This window comes from Variovorax sp. Soil_C_19 (assembly GCF_057657255.1).
The window spans coordinates 163,095-179,288 of record NZ_JBDGIV010000003.1; the positions used below are offsets into that span (position 1 = coordinate 163,095).

18 protein-coding genes are annotated in these 16,194 nt (G+C 70.4%); 3 read left to right on the forward strand and 15 right to left on the reverse strand.

Features of this window, described 5'->3' with window-relative positions; translation table 11 throughout:
- The first annotated feature begins 33 nt into the window (after positions 1 to 33).
- A complete protein-coding gene (locus tag AC3A6R_RS08135; RefSeq protein WP_487864225.1) occupies positions 34 to 864 on the forward strand; it encodes an urease accessory protein UreD in 831 nt (276 codons plus the stop codon).
- Positions 865 to 893: 29 nt separating this feature from the next.
- Here the strand turns inward: AC3A6R_RS08135 and AC3A6R_RS08140 are convergent, their stop codons facing one another.
- From AC3A6R_RS08140 to AC3A6R_RS08150, 3 genes are all read right to left on the reverse strand, one after another.
- Positions 894 to 1,736 carry an alpha/beta hydrolase gene (locus tag AC3A6R_RS08140; RefSeq protein ID WP_487859533.1) on the reverse strand — a complete coding sequence of 281 codons (843 nt, stop codon included), beginning with the start codon at positions 1,734 to 1,736 and terminating at the stop codon, positions 894 to 896.
- Positions 1,737 to 1,772: 36 nt separating this feature from the next.
- The gene (locus tag AC3A6R_RS08145) at positions 1,773 to 2,126 is read right to left on the reverse strand and encodes a DUF1161 domain-containing protein (RefSeq protein WP_487864226.1); all 354 of its coding nucleotides are present in this window, start codon (positions 2,124 to 2,126) and stop codon (positions 1,773 to 1,775) included.
- 127 nt (positions 2,127 to 2,253) lie between these two features.
- Positions 2,254 to 2,679, reverse strand: a complete 426-nt coding sequence (locus AC3A6R_RS08150; RefSeq protein ID WP_487859531.1) for a sel1 repeat family protein — start codon at positions 2,677 to 2,679, stop codon at positions 2,254 to 2,256.
- A 254-nt stretch (positions 2,680 to 2,933) separates the two neighbouring features.
- Between AC3A6R_RS08150 and AC3A6R_RS08155 the strand changes: the two genes are divergently transcribed.
- Positions 2,934 to 4,583 carry an ankyrin repeat domain-containing protein gene (locus tag AC3A6R_RS08155; RefSeq protein ID WP_487864227.1) on the forward strand — a complete coding sequence of 550 codons (1,650 nt, stop codon included), beginning with the start codon at positions 2,934 to 2,936 and terminating at the stop codon, positions 4,581 to 4,583.
- 14 nt (positions 4,584 to 4,597) lie between these two features.
- On the opposite strand, the gene AC3A6R_RS08160 is transcribed toward AC3A6R_RS08155, so the two are convergent.
- From AC3A6R_RS08160 to AC3A6R_RS08205, 10 genes are all read right to left on the reverse strand, one after another.
- Positions 4,598 to 4,804: a YbdD/YjiX family protein gene (locus tag AC3A6R_RS08160; protein ID WP_487859529.1), complete on the reverse strand. Its 207-nt coding sequence runs from the start codon at positions 4,802 to 4,804 to the stop codon at positions 4,598 to 4,600.
- A gap of 11 nt (positions 4,805 to 4,815) precedes the next feature.
- Entirely contained in the window at positions 4,816 to 6,882 is a 2,067-nt protein-coding gene (locus tag AC3A6R_RS08165) for a carbon starvation CstA family protein (protein ID WP_487864228.1), read from the reverse strand.
- 124 nt (positions 6,883 to 7,006) lie between these two features.
- Entirely contained in the window at positions 7,007 to 7,429 is a 423-nt protein-coding gene (locus AC3A6R_RS08170; protein ID WP_487859527.1) for a hypothetical protein, read from the reverse strand.
- A gap of 67 nt (positions 7,430 to 7,496) precedes the next feature.
- Positions 7,497 to 7,979 carry a C40 family peptidase gene (locus AC3A6R_RS08175; protein ID WP_487864229.1) on the reverse strand — a complete coding sequence of 161 codons (483 nt, stop codon included), beginning with the start codon at positions 7,977 to 7,979 and terminating at the stop codon, positions 7,497 to 7,499.
- Positions 7,980 to 8,029: 50 nt separating this feature from the next.
- Positions 8,030 to 8,638, reverse strand: a complete 609-nt coding sequence (locus AC3A6R_RS08180; RefSeq protein WP_487859525.1) for a DUF938 domain-containing protein — start codon at positions 8,636 to 8,638, stop codon at positions 8,030 to 8,032.
- Between the two features lie 5 nt (positions 8,639 to 8,643).
- A complete protein-coding gene (locus tag AC3A6R_RS08185; protein WP_487859524.1) occupies positions 8,644 to 9,297 on the reverse strand; it encodes a response regulator in 654 nt (217 codons plus the stop codon).
- A complete protein-coding gene (locus tag AC3A6R_RS08190; protein WP_487859523.1) occupies positions 9,294 to 10,661 on the reverse strand; it encodes a cache domain-containing protein in 1,368 nt (455 codons plus the stop codon). Before AC3A6R_RS08190 ends, AC3A6R_RS08185 begins: the two co-directional genes overlap by 4 nt.
- A complete protein-coding gene (locus AC3A6R_RS08195) occupies positions 10,658 to 11,611 on the reverse strand; it encodes a VTT domain-containing protein (protein ID WP_487859522.1) in 954 nt (317 codons plus the stop codon). Before AC3A6R_RS08195 ends, AC3A6R_RS08190 begins: the two co-directional genes overlap by 4 nt.
- 61 nt (positions 11,612 to 11,672) lie before the next feature.
- On the reverse strand, positions 11,673 to 12,683 hold the full coding sequence (locus tag AC3A6R_RS08200; protein WP_487859521.1) for an aldo/keto reductase: 1,011 nt from the start codon (positions 12,681 to 12,683) through the stop codon (positions 11,673 to 11,675).
- 127 nt (positions 12,684 to 12,810) lie between these two features.
- Positions 12,811 to 13,188 carry a tautomerase family protein gene (locus AC3A6R_RS08205; RefSeq protein ID WP_487859520.1) on the reverse strand — a complete coding sequence of 126 codons (378 nt, stop codon included), beginning with the start codon at positions 13,186 to 13,188 and terminating at the stop codon, positions 12,811 to 12,813.
- A gap of 92 nt (positions 13,189 to 13,280) precedes the next feature.
- Here AC3A6R_RS08205 and AC3A6R_RS08210 point away from each other — a divergent pair, with 92 nt between their 5' ends.
- On the forward strand, positions 13,281 to 14,138 hold the full coding sequence (locus AC3A6R_RS08210; RefSeq protein ID WP_487859519.1) for a LysR family transcriptional regulator: 858 nt from the start codon (positions 13,281 to 13,283) through the stop codon (positions 14,136 to 14,138).
- Positions 14,139 to 14,164: 26 nt separating this feature from the next.
- Here AC3A6R_RS08210 and AC3A6R_RS08215 read toward each other — a convergent pair whose 3' ends face one another.
- Both AC3A6R_RS08215 and urtE read right to left on the reverse strand, forming a co-directional pair.
- Positions 14,165 to 15,415, reverse strand: a complete 1,251-nt coding sequence (locus AC3A6R_RS08215; RefSeq protein WP_487864230.1) for an MFS transporter — start codon at positions 15,413 to 15,415, stop codon at positions 14,165 to 14,167.
- A gap of 80 nt (positions 15,416 to 15,495) precedes the next feature.
- Positions 15,496 to 16,188, reverse strand: a complete 693-nt coding sequence (urtE, locus tag AC3A6R_RS08220; protein WP_487864231.1) for an urea ABC transporter ATP-binding subunit UrtE — start codon at positions 16,186 to 16,188, stop codon at positions 15,496 to 15,498.
- Between the last annotated feature and the right edge of the window lie 6 nt (positions 16,189 to 16,194).

The window sequence follows — 16,194 nt, forward strand, 5'->3', positions numbered from 1 at the left end:
GGCAAGGAAGGCGCGCCCGCATAGACTCGTTGGATGCCCTGGCACGCCCATCTCCATCTCGACTACCGGCAGGAAGCCGCGCGCAGCGTGGCGCGCTTTCGCCATGACGGACCGCTGCGGATCCTGCAGAGCCTCTACCCCGAAGGCGATGCCGTCTGCCACAACGTGCTGGTGCATCCGCCGGGCGGGCTGGTCGGCGGCGACACGCTCGACATCGAGATCGACGCGGCCGACGGGAGCCACGGCCTCGTCACCACACCGGGCGCCTCGCGCTTCTACCGCTCGGAGGGCGAGCTCGCATTGCAGCGCACGCGCATCCGGCTCGCACCGGGTGCGCGGCTCGAATGGCTGCCGCTCGAGGCGATCTGCTACAGCGGCTGCCAGGCCGAGAACCGGCTCGTCATCGAGGCCGCTCCCGGTGCCGAGATGATCGGCTGGGACGTGACGGCCCTCGGCCTGCCCAACGCCGGCCAGCCGTTCGAACGCGGCAGCTACCTCCAGCACATCGAAGTGCCCGGCGTGTGGCTCGAGCGCGGCCGCATCGACGCGGCCGATCAGCGGCTGCTGCAAAGCCCGCTGGGCTTCGGCGGCCACCGCTGCATCGCGTCGCTGTTTTTCGTCGCGGGCACGCCGGCCGACCGCGCGCGGCGCGAGGCGCTGCTGGCGCTCGCACGCGCCGCCATCGACGCCGGCGGCCTGCAGGAGAGCGCGGGCGCGACAAGCCCGCATGCCGAAGTCGTGGTGCTGCGCGTGCTCGCGCCGGTGGTCGAGCCCGCCATGCAGCTGCTGCGGCAGGTGTGGCAGGCATGGCGCGCCGAACTCTGGCGCCTGCCCGCCAGCTCGCCGCGCATCTGGAGCACTTGAAGACGCTCCCCCGAAGCGCCTGCGCCTGGCTATGCCGCCTTGGGCTCGGGGATGATCGCGGTCAACGCAAAGTCGATGAGGTGCAGCCAGGTCGCTTCGAGCCGCATGATGCTGTGGTGGTCGGAACCCGGCACCGTCTGCACGCAAACCGGCGTCGGCCAGGCCGCGATGAGCTTCTGCGAGCGCTCGGGCAGCACGACGTCGTCGCGCTCCGCCAGCAGGACCTGCGTCTTGGCCGCCACTTCCTTGCAGTGCGAGAGCGAGTTGAAGCGGTTGCGCAGCAGCAGCGACAACGGCACCAGCGGAAAGCGCCGCTTGGCCACCTCGAGGATCGAGTCGTACGGCGTGACCAGCTGCAGGCTTGCGAACTGGTCCTGGTGCGCGACGAGCTGGATCGCCACGCCGGTGCCGAGGCTGCGCCCCACCACATGCAGACGCACGCCCGGGAAGGCCTTGTGCAGGTGCCGGGCGAACTGCACCGCGTCGGCGACCGATGCGATCTCCGACGGATGGCCTTGGGAATCAGCCACGCCGCGGTAGTTGACCGCCGCAAAACCGAAGCCTTCGGGCAGCCAGTGCAGCGCCTGCGCGGTCGCGCGCACGTCTTCGCCGCGACCCGCGAAATAGATGAACAGGTCCTTCAGCGCAGCCTCGCCCTGCGGGTGATAGACGTAGCCGCGGACCATGCCCCCGGGCACGGTGTGTGAATAGGTCGAGAACGCGTCCGACAAATGGACCACCGGGAGCTTGCGGGCGTGAAAGAGGATGTGCCCCTGCCGCGTGGCAAGCAGCGTCCAGTAGGCCGCGATGGCGCCCAGGGTAGCGGCCGAGGCCGAGAGTGCGATGCGGAAGGCTTTTTGGCGTGACAACAAGGGGGGTTTGCTCCAGAGATGCAGGGGGGGCGCCGCCTATTTGCGGCAATCGCCACCGACCGACACCGTGCCGTCCTTGCACTCCGTCAGGATCGCTTCGTCGTTCGACGGCGATGGCGCAGCCGCTGGTGTCGACGCAGCCGCTACCGATGCACTTTCGCGCTGGTAGACGATCTTCTTGCTGCCGAGTTCGCAGCTGCCGACCACCTGGCCGGGGGCCTGCGCATCGGAATCGAGGGTGACGACCGAGAAGCGCGCCACGCCGGCCGCGGCGATCTTCGATTCGATCTGCGCGCGCAGCGCTTCGCAGCCTTCAGCGCCGTGGGCCGCGCCCGCGAAGGCGAACGCGAGTGCGAGTGCGAGTGCGAGGGAAATCGTCCAGGGTTTCATGATGGGAATGCCTCGTGGCGAACGGTTCTCACGCGGAGAGTCTAGCCCGCTCACCGCCCGCTTTGCTGCCGGACACATCCCCGTACACCTGCCGGAAAGCGCGGCAATCCGCGCCCGGCGCCTCGATTCATTCGCAGGCGTTCCGGCCGGCCGGCGACTGACGCAGCCGATTGAGGAACACGAGCTGCACCTTCGCTGTTTCGCTGCCCTGCGATGCGGCGCGCAGCATCCAGCTGCGCGCTTCGCAGCGGTTCGCGCGGATGCCCGGGCCATACAGCGTGGCGCCGGTGAGCAGCACCATGCCGAGCATCTCCTGCGCCTCGGCGTGGCCTTCGCCTGCCGCCTGGCGCAGTTCGCGGAGCATGGCCGTGTAGTCGCGCGCCGCCTGCGCCTCGAGCGCGAGCTGGAAGCGCTGCTCGGCATGCAGCACGACGACATCGCGCCCCGCCGGCTGCGCCGCGGACGTTGCCACGGCGCACAGCGCGGCGGAAAAAAGAAGAGGTATGCGCCAGCGCAGCGAGCGGCTTGCGATGCCGGAGATTCGGGATGCCATCGATGAGCTCCATTGTTGTGTTGTTGCAATGGCTTGCATCGTGGCAGCAGGCGCGCGCCGCGGGAAACTGGATTTCGCGCAGCCGGCCTCAGCCTCCGCCTGAGCCCATTGCGCTAACATCGCGTCCGCGGTTGCAAGCCGCGCCCGGACCCGCGGGAAGGGTGGAACCCACTTGCTTCATCTGCTTGCTGACCAGTCAGCGCCTTTGTGCAGCCGGATTGCGGGTCGTCGGCGCTTCATGCACGGAGGTTCATGTGAAACGCATTCCCGCACGGCCCGACATCGGCCATCTCAAGAAGCAAGCCAAGCAACTGCTTGCCGCCTTGCGCCAGGGCGACCCCGCCGCCTTCTCCCGCTTCCGCGGCGCATTGCCCGTCGCCGCCCGAAGAGACGACGCAGCCATTTCCGCACTCGGCCTGCGCCTGCACGACGCACAGTCGTGCCTGGCGCGCGAGTACGGCTTCGCGTCGTGGGCGGACCTGCAGGGCTTCGTGCAGGCCCGCGCCGCAGTGGCGAACGACCCCGCCCGCGCGGTGCTGCTGTGGCTGCGCACGGCCTATGCGGGCGAGATCGCGGGCGGCAACAACCTGGCCCGGCCGGCCGTGGCCGCACGGCTCGTCGACGAAAGCCCTGACCTGGTGCGCAGCAGCGATCCATGGCTCGCCTGCACCGTCGGCAATGCCGAGCTGCTGCGCGAGACGATCGCGCGCGACTCCGGCTGGGTCCGGCGGGCCGGCGGCCCGCTTGCGCTGCCGCCGCTCCATGCGGTGGCGTTCTCCAGCCTCTTGCAGTTGCCGCGCTTCCGGGACGGCCTGCGCACCTGCGCCAAGCTGCTGCTCGACGCCGGCGCCGATCCGAACCAGTCCATCGGCAGCCGCTGGCCGCCCGCCTCGCTCGCGGAACCTGCCGAAGGCATCCGGCTGTCGGCGCTGTACGGCGCGGCCGGGCTGAACCGCGACGCGGAAATCACGCGGCTGCTGCTCGAGGCCGGCGCCGATCCGAACGACGGCGAATCGCTCTACCACTCGCTCGAGGAACCCGCCTGCACGCGCCTGCTGCTCGCGGCGGGCGCGCGCGTGGCCGGCACCAACGCGCTCTATCGCGTGCTCGACCTCGACCGGCTCGAATCGCTGCAACTGCTGCTCGCCCATGGCGCCGACCCGAACGAAGCGGCGCCGGGCGCACCGACCAGCGACTGGGGACGCCCCCTGCTGTGGGCGCTGCGGCGGCGGCGCTCGGCCGCGCACATCGAGGCGCTGCTCGACGCCGGCGCCGCCCCCTCGGCGCGCACGCCCGAGGGCGTCGATGCGCGCACGCTCGCGCTGCGCTTCGGCCTCACCGACGTGGCGCGGCTGCTCGCAGAACGTGCGGGCGGCGATGCGCCGCTGCCCCCCGACGAGCAGTTCGTCGCGGCCTGCGCGCGCGGCGATGCGGCGACGGCACGGCGCCTGCAGGCGCAGCATCCGCAGTGGCCCGCCAGCCTCTCGCCCGCGCAGCTGCGCCTGCTGCCCGAACTGGCCGCCCAGCCCGGCTGCGGCGCGGCCGTTCAGTGCATGGTCGAACTCGGCTGGCCGATCGCCACCCCGGGCGGCGACTGGGAGGGCTCGGCGCTCAACCAGGCGGTGTTCCGCGGCGATGCGGCGCTCACGCGCTTCCTGCTCGCGCATGGCGCCAGCTGGACCGAGCGGCACGGCTTCGGCGACGACGCGAGCGGCTCGCTGTCATGGGCCTCGATCAACCGGCCGACCGACGACGGCGACTGGGCCGGCTGCGCCGAGGCGATGGTCGCGCATGGCCTGCCCGCTGCGCAGCCCGATCCCGGCGGCTCGGACGGCGTGATCATGGACGGGCGGCTCAAGTGGTTCTCGGACGAGGTGACCGAGGTGCTGCTCGCGGGGCGCTAGCAGCCGAGGGGGCGCTAGCAGCAGCGCCCCTTGCCCGCCCCGTACCGCGCCTCGAGCCGTTCGCGAAAGAACTCCTCGTAGCTCATCGGCGGCCGGTCCGGATGGGTGGCCGCCATGTGGCTCAGGTAGGCGTCGTAGTCGGGCAGCCCGACCATGAGCCGCAGCGACTGCTTGAGCGAGCGCGCGAAATAGCGTCCCGCTTCCGGCAAGGCCAGCCCCATGGCATTGCCCCTCAGCGCGCCGCAGGTGCGGCGAAGGGCTCGAACGGCGTTTCCTGCGCGGTCGGCCGGTGGGCCGCGCGCGCCGCGAGGCAGGCCTTGATGCTGTAGACCAGCACGCTGAGCACCACGAACATGAAGAGCGCGCAGAGCGCGGCGTCGAGCCGGTCGTTGAAGACGATGCGCGCCATGGCCTCGGGCGTCTTCGCGGGCGCGACCAGCACGCCGTTGGCCAGACCTTCCGTGTACTTCGTGGCATGCGAGAGGAAGCCGATCTTCGGGTCGGGCGAGAAGATCTTCTGCCACCCCGCCGTGAGCGTGCAGGCCAGCAGCCACACGGCCGGCGCGATCGCGACCCACGCATAGCGCTCGCGCTTCATGCGGAACAGCACCACCACGCCGAGCAGCAGCGCCACCGCGGCCAGCATCTGGTTCGAGATGCCGAACAGCGGCCACAGCGTGTTGATGCCGCCGAGCGGATCGACCACGCCCTGGTAGAGGAAGTAGCCCCAGGCCGCCACGCACAGCGCGGTGGCGAACAGGTTGGCCGGCAGCGAATCTGTGCGCTTGAGCGCGGGCACGAAGCTGCCGAGCAGGTCCTGCAGCATGAAGCGGCCCGCGCGGGTTCCGGCGTCCACCGCGGTGAGGATGAAGAGCGCCTCGAACAGGATCGCGAAGTGGTACCAGAAGGCCATCATGGCGGGCCCGCCGATGACCTGGTGCAGGATGCGCGCCATGCCCACGGCCAGCGTCGGCGCGCCGCCCGCCCGGCCGAGGATCGTGGTCTCGCCCACGTCCTTCGCGGTCTGCACCAGCATCTCGGGCGTGACCACGAAGCCCCAGCTCGAGATCGTCTGCGCCGCCTGCTCGACGGTGCTGCCCACGAGCGCCGCGGGGCTGTTCATCGCGAAGTAGATGCCGGGCTCGATGCACGAGGCCGCCACCAGCGCCATCACCGCGACGAACGATTCGGCCAGCATGCCGCCGTAGCCGATGAAGCGCGCATGGCGCTCGTTGTCGAGCATCTTGGGCGTGGTGCCCGAGGAGATCAGCGCATGGAAGCCCGACACCGCGCCGCAGGCGATGGTGATGAACAGGAACGGGAACAGGCTGCCCGACCACACCGGCCCGCCGCCGTCGGCGAACTGCGTGAGCGGCGGCATCTGCAGCGTCGGCATCACGAACACGATGCCCAGCGCCAGCGCGATGATGGTGCCGATCTTCAGGAAGGTCGACAGGTAGTCGCGCGGCGCGAGCAGCAGCCACACCGGCAGGCTCGCGGCCACGAAGCCGTAGCCCACGAGCATCCAGGTGAGCGCCTTGCCGTCGAAGGTGAAGCGCGCTGCCCAGGCCGGGTCCTGGCTCACGGCCTGGCCGCCGAAGATCGCGAGCATCAGCAGCACGAAGCCGATCAGCGACACCTCGCCGATGCGCCCCGGGCGGATGTAGCGCAGGTACACGCCCATGAAGAGCGCCACCGGCACGGTGGCCGCCACCGTGAAGGCGCCCCACGGCGATTCGGCCAGCGCCTTCACCACGATCAGCGCCAGCACCGCGAGGATGATGATCATGATCATGAAGGTGCCGAACAGCGCGATCATCCCCGGCACCACGCCCATCTCCTGCTTGACGAGGTCGCCGAGCGAGCGCCCGTCGCGGCGCGTCGAGATGAAGAGCACGATGAAGTCCTGCACCGCGCCCGCGAACACCACGCCCGCGAGCACCCACAGAAGCCCCGGCAGGTAGCCCATCTGCGCGGCGAGCACCGGGCCCACCAGCGGACCGGCGCCCGCGATGGCCGCGAAGTGGTGGCCGAACAGCACGTTCTTGTCGGTGGGCACGTAGTCGAGCCCGTCGTTGTGGCGGTGCGCCGGCGTCTTGCGCGTGGCGTCGAGGCCCAGCACCTTGTCGGCGATGAACAGGCTGTAGTAGCGGTAGGCGATCAGGTAGGTGCAGATCGCGGCGGTCACCACCCAGAGGGCGTTGACGCTTTCGCCACGCGTCAGGGCGACGGTGCCCAGCGCGAACGCGCCGACCAACGCCACGGCGAGCCACACCAGGTGGCGGCGGATGCTGTGCATGCGGATGTCTCCTCGGGAATCGAACCCGGGAGTCTTGCCGCAGCGACGCTGCCGCGCATCCGTCGGACCGCGTGGTCCGCCTGCGTGGCTTTACGTAGTGGAAAACACTTAGTCTCGGCGGGCCTCAGCGCACCGTCGACATCACCGTCGCACGGCACCGCGGCTGGTCGCGCGGCGCCAGCAGGTTGCAGTTGTCGAGCGCGCGCTGCTGCATGTCGCTGAGCCGCGGCGCCTGGCCCCGCGGGCCTTCGTCCCACTGGCGGTAGGCCGGCGGGGGCGGAGGGCCCCGACGATCGCGGCGCTCGTATTCGCGCCGCTGCTCCCGCTCGTAGGCGCGCTGCTCCCTGTCATAGGCGTGCTGCTCGCGCCGGTCCTGGCGGCGCCCCTCGCGCTCGCGCTGCGCGCGCCACATGCAGGTGTTGAAGTCCACACCCGAACGGCCGCTCGCGCAGTAGCGGCGGTCGTTCTCGTAGGCCGGGCCGCGCTGCGCAAACGCCGGAAGGATGCCGGCAAGGCCCAAAATCGCAAGGACGAGGTATTTCTTCATGGCAGTTCTCCGCGAGGTTTCGGTGGCACCGTGCAGCATGCCACACGGGTCTGACACACCCTGCGGCTCAGAGCCGGCGCACCTGCACCGGCTGGCGCGACCAGTAGACGCCGTCCATCCGGTCGAGCCGCACTTCGCCGCCCGTCGAGGGCGCATGCACGAACTGGCCATTGCCCACGTAGATCCCAGCGTGCGACGGCGTGGCGGCGCCGAACAGCACCAGATCGCCCGAGCGCATGTCGGACGCAGCCACCGGGCGGCCGAAGCCCGCGAGCCGCGCCACGGTGCGTGGCATCGCCTGGCCCGCGCTGTGGCGGTAGACATAGCCGATCAGCCCGCTGCAATCGAAGCCGCCTTCGGGTGTGTTGCCGCCGTAGCGGTAGGGGGTGCCGACCAGGCCCAGCGCATGGATCGCGACACCGTTCGATTGCTCGGCGGAAAGCAGCGAGGCCGGGTACGCAGCGGACGACGGCGGCCGCGGCGGGCTCGCGCAACCGAGCGCGAGCAGGCAGCAGGCGGTGGCCAGGAGGCGAGGTATCCAGAAGGGCATGGTCGTGCAGGGCTCGTGGACGTGGGCCCGACTGTACTAGGCGCTCGTGGCTAGTTGTCCCCGCCGAAGACGAGCAGCAGGTTGTTCGCCGGCATGGCGTGGCGCTCGCGCAGCACGAGGCCGGCGCGCTGCGCCTCGGCGGCCACGTCGCCGAGCCGCCGCAGGCCCCAGGCCGCATTGCGCGCACGCAGGTCTTCGTCGAACGCGAGGTTGCCCGGCGCGGTCGGGACGTCGTCTTCGAGGTAAGGCCCATAGGTGACCAGAACGCCGCCCGGTCGCAGGTGCCGTGCAGTGCCCTGCATCAGCCCTTCGCATGCGCTCCACGGCGCGATGTGCAGCATGTTCGCGCAGTAGATTGCATCGAAGCGTTCTTCCAGCGGCCAGTGCGGCGCGGTGACGTCGAGCCGCAGCGGCGCACGCAGGTTCGCGAGCCCGGCCGCATCGACCCGCCGCGCGAGCGCTGGCAGCATGCGCGCATCGGCCTCGGTCGGCTGCCACGTCCAGCCGGGCAAGGCGGCCGCGAACCATGCGGCATGCTGGCCGGTGCCGGACGCGATCTCGAGCGCGGTGCCCTCGCTGCCGAGGATGCGCACGAGCACATCGAGGATCGGCTGTTTGTTGCGCTCGGCGGCGGGGCTGGAAGGAAGGTCGTGGGTCATCCGCATCATTCTCCACGCTCGAACCCGCGCGCATGCTCGACCGCGTACTTGATGAGCTCGGCCTGCCCTTCGATGCCGAGGCGCCGCTTGATGCTCTGCCGATGCGCCTCCACCGTGCGCACGCTCAGGCCCAGGTCGCGCGCGATCTGCTTGCTCGATTCGCCGCGACCCAGCGCCGCGAGGATCTCGCTCTCGCGCGGAGTGAGCAGCGGGCGCGGCGCCTGGTTGCGGAACAGCTTCTTCGACACCGCCGGGCTCAAGAAGGTGCCACCGGCCGACACGGCCTCGATGGCGGCGACGATCTCGGCCGCCGGCGCGTCCTTCAGCACGTAGCCGCGCGCGCCCGCCTGCAGCGCCTTCTGCACGTACTCGGGGTTGTCGTACATGCTCAGCATCACGATGTGTGGTGCCGGTTCGCACTGCGCGAGCACCCGCTCGGCGAGCTCGATGCCGTTCATGTCCTTCATGCCGACGTCCATCAGCACCAGGTGAGGCGCGAGCGACGCGAGCTGCGCCAGCGCCTCGGCGGCGCTGCCCGCCTCGCCGATGATCGTGAGGCTCGGGATGGCACCGAGCCGCGCGCGCAGGCCGTCGCGCACCAATGGATGGTCGTCGACCAGGAACAGGCGGATCGGGGCGGCGTCTTTGTTGTTCGTCATGGGCTCTCCGCCTTTGCGCTCGCGGCCGGCACCTCGGCCACGATGGATGTCTGGCCGCGGGCCGAATCGATTTGCAGCGTGCCGCCGATCGATTCCATGCGCTCGCGCATGTTGCGCAGGCCGATGCCGCGCCTCGGATCGAGCTGCATGGCCGCCACGTCGAAGCCGATGCCGTCGTCGCCGATCGCGAGCCGCACGCCGTGCTCGGAGAAGCCCAGCGCGATGTGCACGCGCTTTGCCTGTGCATGCTTGCGCACGTTGGTCAGCGCCTCCTGCGTCACGCGGAACAGCGCGGTCTTGGCCTCTGGCGAGAGCGCGAAGGCCTCGCCCTCGATCATGATCGAGGCGTCGACCGCGCCCTCCTCCGCAAACTCGTCGCCCAGGCGTTCGAGCGCGGCCGGCAGGCCCAGTGTGTCGAGCAGCGCGGGGCGCAGCCGGTGCGAGATGCGGCGCACCTCGCGCAGCGAATCGTTGAGCCGCTGCAGGGCCTTGCCGAGCGCAGGCGGGGCCGGCCGGTGGTCGCGGTCGAGCGCATCGACCGCCGATTCGATCAGCAGCTTGGCCGACACCAGCGTCTGGCTCGTGCCGTCGTGCAGTTCGCGCGCCAGATGCCCGCGCTCTTCTTCCTGCGACTGCACCACGCGCCGCGCAAGCAGCCGCAGCTTGGCCTCGGCCACGCGGTGCTCGCTGAGGTTGAGCAGCAGCCCGGCGGCGCTCACCACGCCGAGGCCGAGCGCCGCAATGCCGGCGATCCAGAGCAACGTGGCCGTCACGTTGGCGCTCACCTGGCGGTCGAGCGCCCGCATGGTCGCATCGATGTCGTCGAGGTACAGCCCGGTGCCGAGCATCCAGTTCCAGCGCGGCAGCGCTGTGACGTAGCCGAGCTTGGCCGTCATCTGCTCGCTCGAAGGCTTGCGCCATTCGTATTCGACATAGCCGCCGCCCGCGCGCGCGCCGGCGATCAGATCGCGGAGGGTGAAGCGCCCGCGGGCGTCGCGCAGGTCCCAGAGGTTCTGGCCCACGAGTTCGGGTTGGCGCGAATGCATGAGCGAACGGCCCTGCATGTCGTAGACGAAGAAATAGCCGTCATCGCCGTAGTCCAGCGCGGCCAGGCGGCGCAGCGCCTCGTCGCGGGTCGCTTCGTCATCGAGTCCCGCATCGTAGAGCGGCCGCACGGTGCTCACGGCCAGGTCGACGTAGCTGCGCAGTTCGCTGCGCCGCTGGTCCATGTAGCTCTTCTCGATCAGCGCGCGCTCGCGCCGTGCGAGGTCGCGCTCCTGGTGCCGCACCGCCAGCGCGACGAGCACCAGCGCCACCACCAGCGGTGCGACGGCCAGCGCGACGATCTTGGTGCGGAGGTTCATTCACCGCGCCCTCCATGCAGGCTCGTCGGATGCCCCGAGGCCACCCACGCGTCGAGCCCGCCCGTGAGCGGCCATGCGCGCCGCGCACCGCGCGCCAGCAGCACGCGTGCGGCCAGCGCCGCGGACACCTCGTTGGGGCAGTTGCAGTACACCACCACGTCGCGCTGGCCATCGAGCGGCAGGTCGAGCTGGCGCTGCTGCAGCGCCTTGAGCGTGTACGACAGCGCGCCAGGGATGCGGCGCGGATCGACCTTCAGGCCTGCGTCGCCGCGCACGTCGACCACCAGCGGCGGCGCATCGCCCGCGAGCAGCCGGTGCAGCTCGTCCACGCTGATGCGCGGCATGCGGGTGAGGAGAAGCACGGCGCGCCGGCGCCAGTAGCGCAGCACCAGCACCACGGCCAGCGCCCCCACGAGCGCCAGCGTGGCAATGCCGCCGGCCTGCGCGAGCAGGGCCAGCACCTCCTGGATCTGGTCGCGGAAGAACCAGCCCAGGCCGAGGAACACGCCGGTCCAGATCAGCGCGGCACCGGTGTCGTAGCCGATGAAGCGCGCCACCGACATGCCGAGCGCGCCCGCCATCGGCGGTGCCACCACCGAGACGCCGGGCACGAACTTGGCGGCCACGAGCGAGAGGCCGCCCCAGCGCGTGATCAGCGATTCGCCGCGCCGCACGCACGAATCGGGCGACAGCGAGATGCGGCACAAGAGGCGCATGAAGCGGTAGCCGAAGCGGCGGCCGGCATAGAACCATGCACCGTCGCCGAGCAGGTTGGCCAGCACCGCCGCCAGCACCACGCCAGCAACCGGCACGTCGCCGGCTGCCAGCAGCGCGCCCGACACCACCAGCACCGCGGCCGCGGGCACCGGCAGGCCGAGCCGCGCGGCCAGGCTGGCGACGAACACGACCGCGATCGCGTTCTGCACCAACAGCGACATCAGCTGTGCCATGGCCGCCGCGCGAGCGCGTCGATGCAGTGATCGCTTCTTCTTCGGTGCACGGGGTCGGGGCCTACCGCGGCGCGTCGCCCTTGCGGTAGTCGGCGGTCAGTTCGTCGAGCTTTTGCTTCAGCGCGGGGTCGAGCTTGTAGTCGGCCGCAGCGAGCGTGGCGTCGAGCTGCTCGGGCCGGCTCGCACCGAGCAGCGGTGCGGTGACGAGCGGGTTGGCCATGACCCAGGCCACGGCGAGCGTGGCGAGCGGCACGCCGGCTTCGTCGGCGAGCTTGTGCAGCTGCGTCACGGTGTCGAAGCTGCGCTCGTTCCAGTAGCGGTCCTGGTACATGCCGCCGGCCGTGCCGAGCGTGAAGCGGGTGTTCTCTTCCGGCTTGGCGCCGGGCTTGTACTTGCCGGTGAGCAGGCCGCCGGCCAGCGGGTTGTAGGGAATCACGCCCAGCCCCTCTTCGCCCGCGAGCGGCAGCAACTCGCGCTCGATCTCGCGGAACAGCAGGCTGTAGCGCGGCTGCACCGACACGAAGCGCGTGAACCGGTGCAGGTCGGACTTGCCGAGGGCACGGGCCAGCCGGTAGGCCAGGAAATTCGACACGCCGATGTAGCGCGCGCGGCCCGACTTGACGATCAGGTCGAGCGCCTCGAGGCTCTCTTCGAGCGGCGTCTCGCGGTCGTCCATGTGCAGCTGGTACAGGTCGACGTGGTCCGTCTTGAGCCGCTTCAGCGAGAGGTCGATGGCATCGAGCAGGTGCTTGCGCGAGGCGCCCTGGTCCCAGGGATTGGGGCCGACCTTGTTGACGGCCTTGGTGGCGACCACGAAGCGGCGGCGACCTCCAGGCCCCTGCTTTTCGAGCCAGTTGCCGATGATCTCCTCGGTGCGCCCGGTGGTCTCGACGGTGCCGCCGAGCGGGTAGACGTCCGCGGTGTCGAGAAAGTTGATGCCGCCTTCGGCCGCCTTGTCGAGGATGCGGTGCGACACTGCTTCGTCGGTCTGCAGGCCGAAGGTCATCGTGCCGAGGGCGAGGCGCGAAACGGTCAGGCCGGTGCGGCCGAGGCGGGTGATCGGAAGGGTCATGGCGGAAGCCTCGTTCGCTGAAAGGTGAGACGCGGATGATGACGAGAACGCAAGCCGGGCATCTTAGTCATTGGCTCGAAACCGCGCAGGCGTCGGCCCAATCCGACCACTCTCTCAGGGGCCCACGTCAGGCGAACTGCGCCAGCCCGCCGCCCACCGACCAGTTCTCGGCCGGGGCATCCGCCACGCTCACGAACACATCCTCGGGCCGGATGCCGGGGCGCTCGCCGAGCAACTGCGCGATGCGCTGGTAGAGCGCCTTCTTCTGCTGCGCGGTGCGGGTCGCGAAGACGGTGATGCGGATGTAGACCAGGTCGTCGCTGCGCTCGAAGCCGTAGGCATTGCCTCGCCGGAAGTTGGCAGCCTCGTGCTCCGAAATCGTCATGAACTGGTCGTCGTCGGGCACGTCGAGCGTGTCGCGCAGGGCCATGTAGAGGCTGTCGAAGATCGCTTGGCGGTAGCTCTCGGGCTTGCCGGCGCGCATCGCGATGTGGATCAGTGGCATGGGGTTCCTTCGTCGTTTCGGAGGAACAACCTTAGGACGCAGGCCCCGCCGCGGGAAGCCGCTGGCGCTGATATCAGCAACAATGCTTCGAAATGATGGAACGCCCGCTCGATCTCGATGCCGTGCAGGCATTCGTGCGCATCGCCGAACTCGGCAGCTTCACGCGCGCCGCCGACATGATGGGAACGACCCAGGCCGCCGTGAGCTTGAAGCTGCGCCGGCTCGAGGATCGGCTGGGCTGGCGGCTCGTGGAGCGCACGCCGCGCTATGTGCGGCTTTCGGCGCGGGGCGCGGTCTTTCTCGAGCGCGCACGCGAACTCATGGCGCTGCACGACCGTGCACTGGCCGAGTTCGCGGGCGCGCGGCAGCGGCTCACGATCGGCATCAGCGACCATGTGGCGGGCCCGGAACTGCCGGCGCTGATCGCGCGCATGAACGCACACGATGCGCAGCTGCTCATCGAGATCCGCATCGCTTCGTCGGGCGACCTGCTCCAGGCCTTCGACCGGCGCGAGCTCGACACGGTGATCGTGCGCCTGCATGCGGGCCGCAGCGACGGCGAGCAACTGGCCGAGGAGCGTTTCGGCTGGTTCGCAGCACCGGACTGGAAGCACCGCCCGGGCGAGCCGCTGCCGATCGCCACCATGGCCGAGCCCTGTGGTGTGCGTGCGCTGGCGGCGCAACTGCTCGACGCGGCCGGCGAGCCCTGGACCGAGATCTTCGTCGGCGGCGGCGTCGCGGCGGTGGCCGCGGCCGTGGTGGGCGGCCTCGGCATCGCGGCGCTCGCGCCGCGCATGCTGCCGGACGACGCGGTCGATGTCGGTCCCCGGCTCGGACTGCCGCCGCTGCCGCGGTTGCCGGTGCTGCTGCACACCCGAATCAAGGAGGGGCGGCCGCGCGAGGCGCTCGACGCCCTCGCGGCAGGCTTCCGCAGCGCCGTGCGCGATTGAGGCGCCGGCGCACCGGCTGGCCTCGGTCAGCCTTCGCAGGCGACAGCGCGCGCTCGCATGTCTGCCCGCGCGCTGGCCAGCGCCCAGCCGAACACGCCCAGCCCCGCGAGCGCGAGCAGCGCGCCGACCCAGCCGGTCGAGGTCCAGCCCAGGCCGGCCGAAATGGCGACGCCGCCGAGCCAGGCGCCAAGCGCATTGGCCATGTTGAAGGCCGAATGATTGAGCGCGGCCGCGAGCGTCTGCGCATCGCCGGCCACATCCATCAGGCGGATCTGCAGCGCCGGGCCGATGGCGACCACGGTGCCGATCAGGAACACGTTGATCGCGGCGGTCACCACATGGTGCGCTGCGAACGAGAACGTGGCGAGCACCAGTGCCGACCACGCGAGCAGCCCGCCGATGGTGCGCATGAGCGACTTGTCGGCCAGGCGCGCGCCCACGAGGTTGCCCGTGACCATGCCGAGGCCAAACAGCGCCAGCACGAAAGGCACGCCGCCGAGCGGCAGGCCCGCCACTTCGGTCAGCGTGGGCTTGATGTAGCTGAACACCGCGAACATGCCGCCGAAGCCGATGGCGCCGATGCCGAGCGTGAGCCACACCTGCTTGCGCTTGAGCGCACCGAGCTCGCGCCAGGGGCTGGCACCGGCGCTCGGCGCGATGTCGGGGATGTCACGGCGCAGCAGCACCACCGCCACCAGCGCGATCGCGCCGACGAACACGAAGGCGGCGCGCCAGCCGAACAGCTGGCCGAGCCACGCCGCGATCGGCACGCCGACCAGCGTCGCGCCCGTGAGGCCCAGCATCACGAGGCCCACCGCACGCGCCCGCCGCCCTGGCGGCGCGAGCGTGGCGGCCACGAGCGCGGCCACACCGAAGTAGGTGCCGTGCGGCAGACCGGTCGCGAAGCGCAGCAGGTTGAGCGACAGATAGCCCGGCGCGATCGCGGTCGCGAAGTTGCCGAGGGCGAACACCGCCATCAGCGCGATCAGCAGCGCCCGTCGGCCCCATCCGGCCGCCAGCACCGCGAGCACCGGCGCGCCGACCACGACGCCGAGCGCATATGCGCTGATGACATGCCCGGCCTGCGGAATGCTGACCCCGATGTCGCCTGCAACCTCCGGCAACAGGCCCATGATCACGAACTCGCCGGTGCCGATGGCGAAGCCGCCGACGCCGAGCGCGAGCACGGCGCGCACGAAGCCCGCGGGCGATGCAGCGCAAGGAACGGAAATGTCGGGGGTGTCGGCGCCGTCTGGCGCGGTGGGGGAGGCATTCAAGGCCGGGCTCCTGGGTCGCCCGGCGGCGACGGGCAACGGTCGATTTTAGGGTAAACCCTTAAATCTCGCCGGCTGCGCCTTCAGATTGCCACGAGCTGGCGCACGCCTTGCGCTTCCATGTCTTTGCCGAGACCGCGCGCAATGACTTCGCCGCGTTCCATCACCAGGTAATCGTCGGCCAGTTCCTGCGCGAAGTCGTAGTACTGCTCGCAGAGCACGATGGCCATGTCGCCGCGGTCGGCCAGCATGCGGATCACGCGGCCGATGTCCTTGATGATGCTGGGCTGAATGCCTTCGGTCGGCTCGTCGAGGATCAGCAGCTTGGGCCGGGGCGCCAGCGCGCGCGCAATCGCCAGTTGCTGCTGCTGCCCGCCCGAAAGGTCACCGCCCCTGCGGTGGATCATCTGCTTGAGCACGGGGAACAGTTCGAACAGTTCCGGCGGAATCGGTGTGCTGCCGCGCTTGTAGGCCAGGCCCATGCGCAGGTTCTCCTCGACCGTGAGCCGCGCGAAGATCTCGCGGCCCTGCGGCACGAAGCCGATGCCGGCGCGGGCCCGTTCGTAGGGCGTGGCCTTGTGGATCGGCCGGCCTTCGAGCGCGATGCTGCCGCTCTTGATCGGCACCAGCCCCATCAGCGACTTGAGCAGCGTGGTCTTGCCCACGCCGTTGCGGCCCAGCAGCACGGTGACCTTGCCGAGCGTGGCCTCGAAGCTCAGGTCGCGCAGGATGTGCGAGCCGCCGTAGTACTGGTGGATGTTCTTGACTGTCAGCATGCGTTG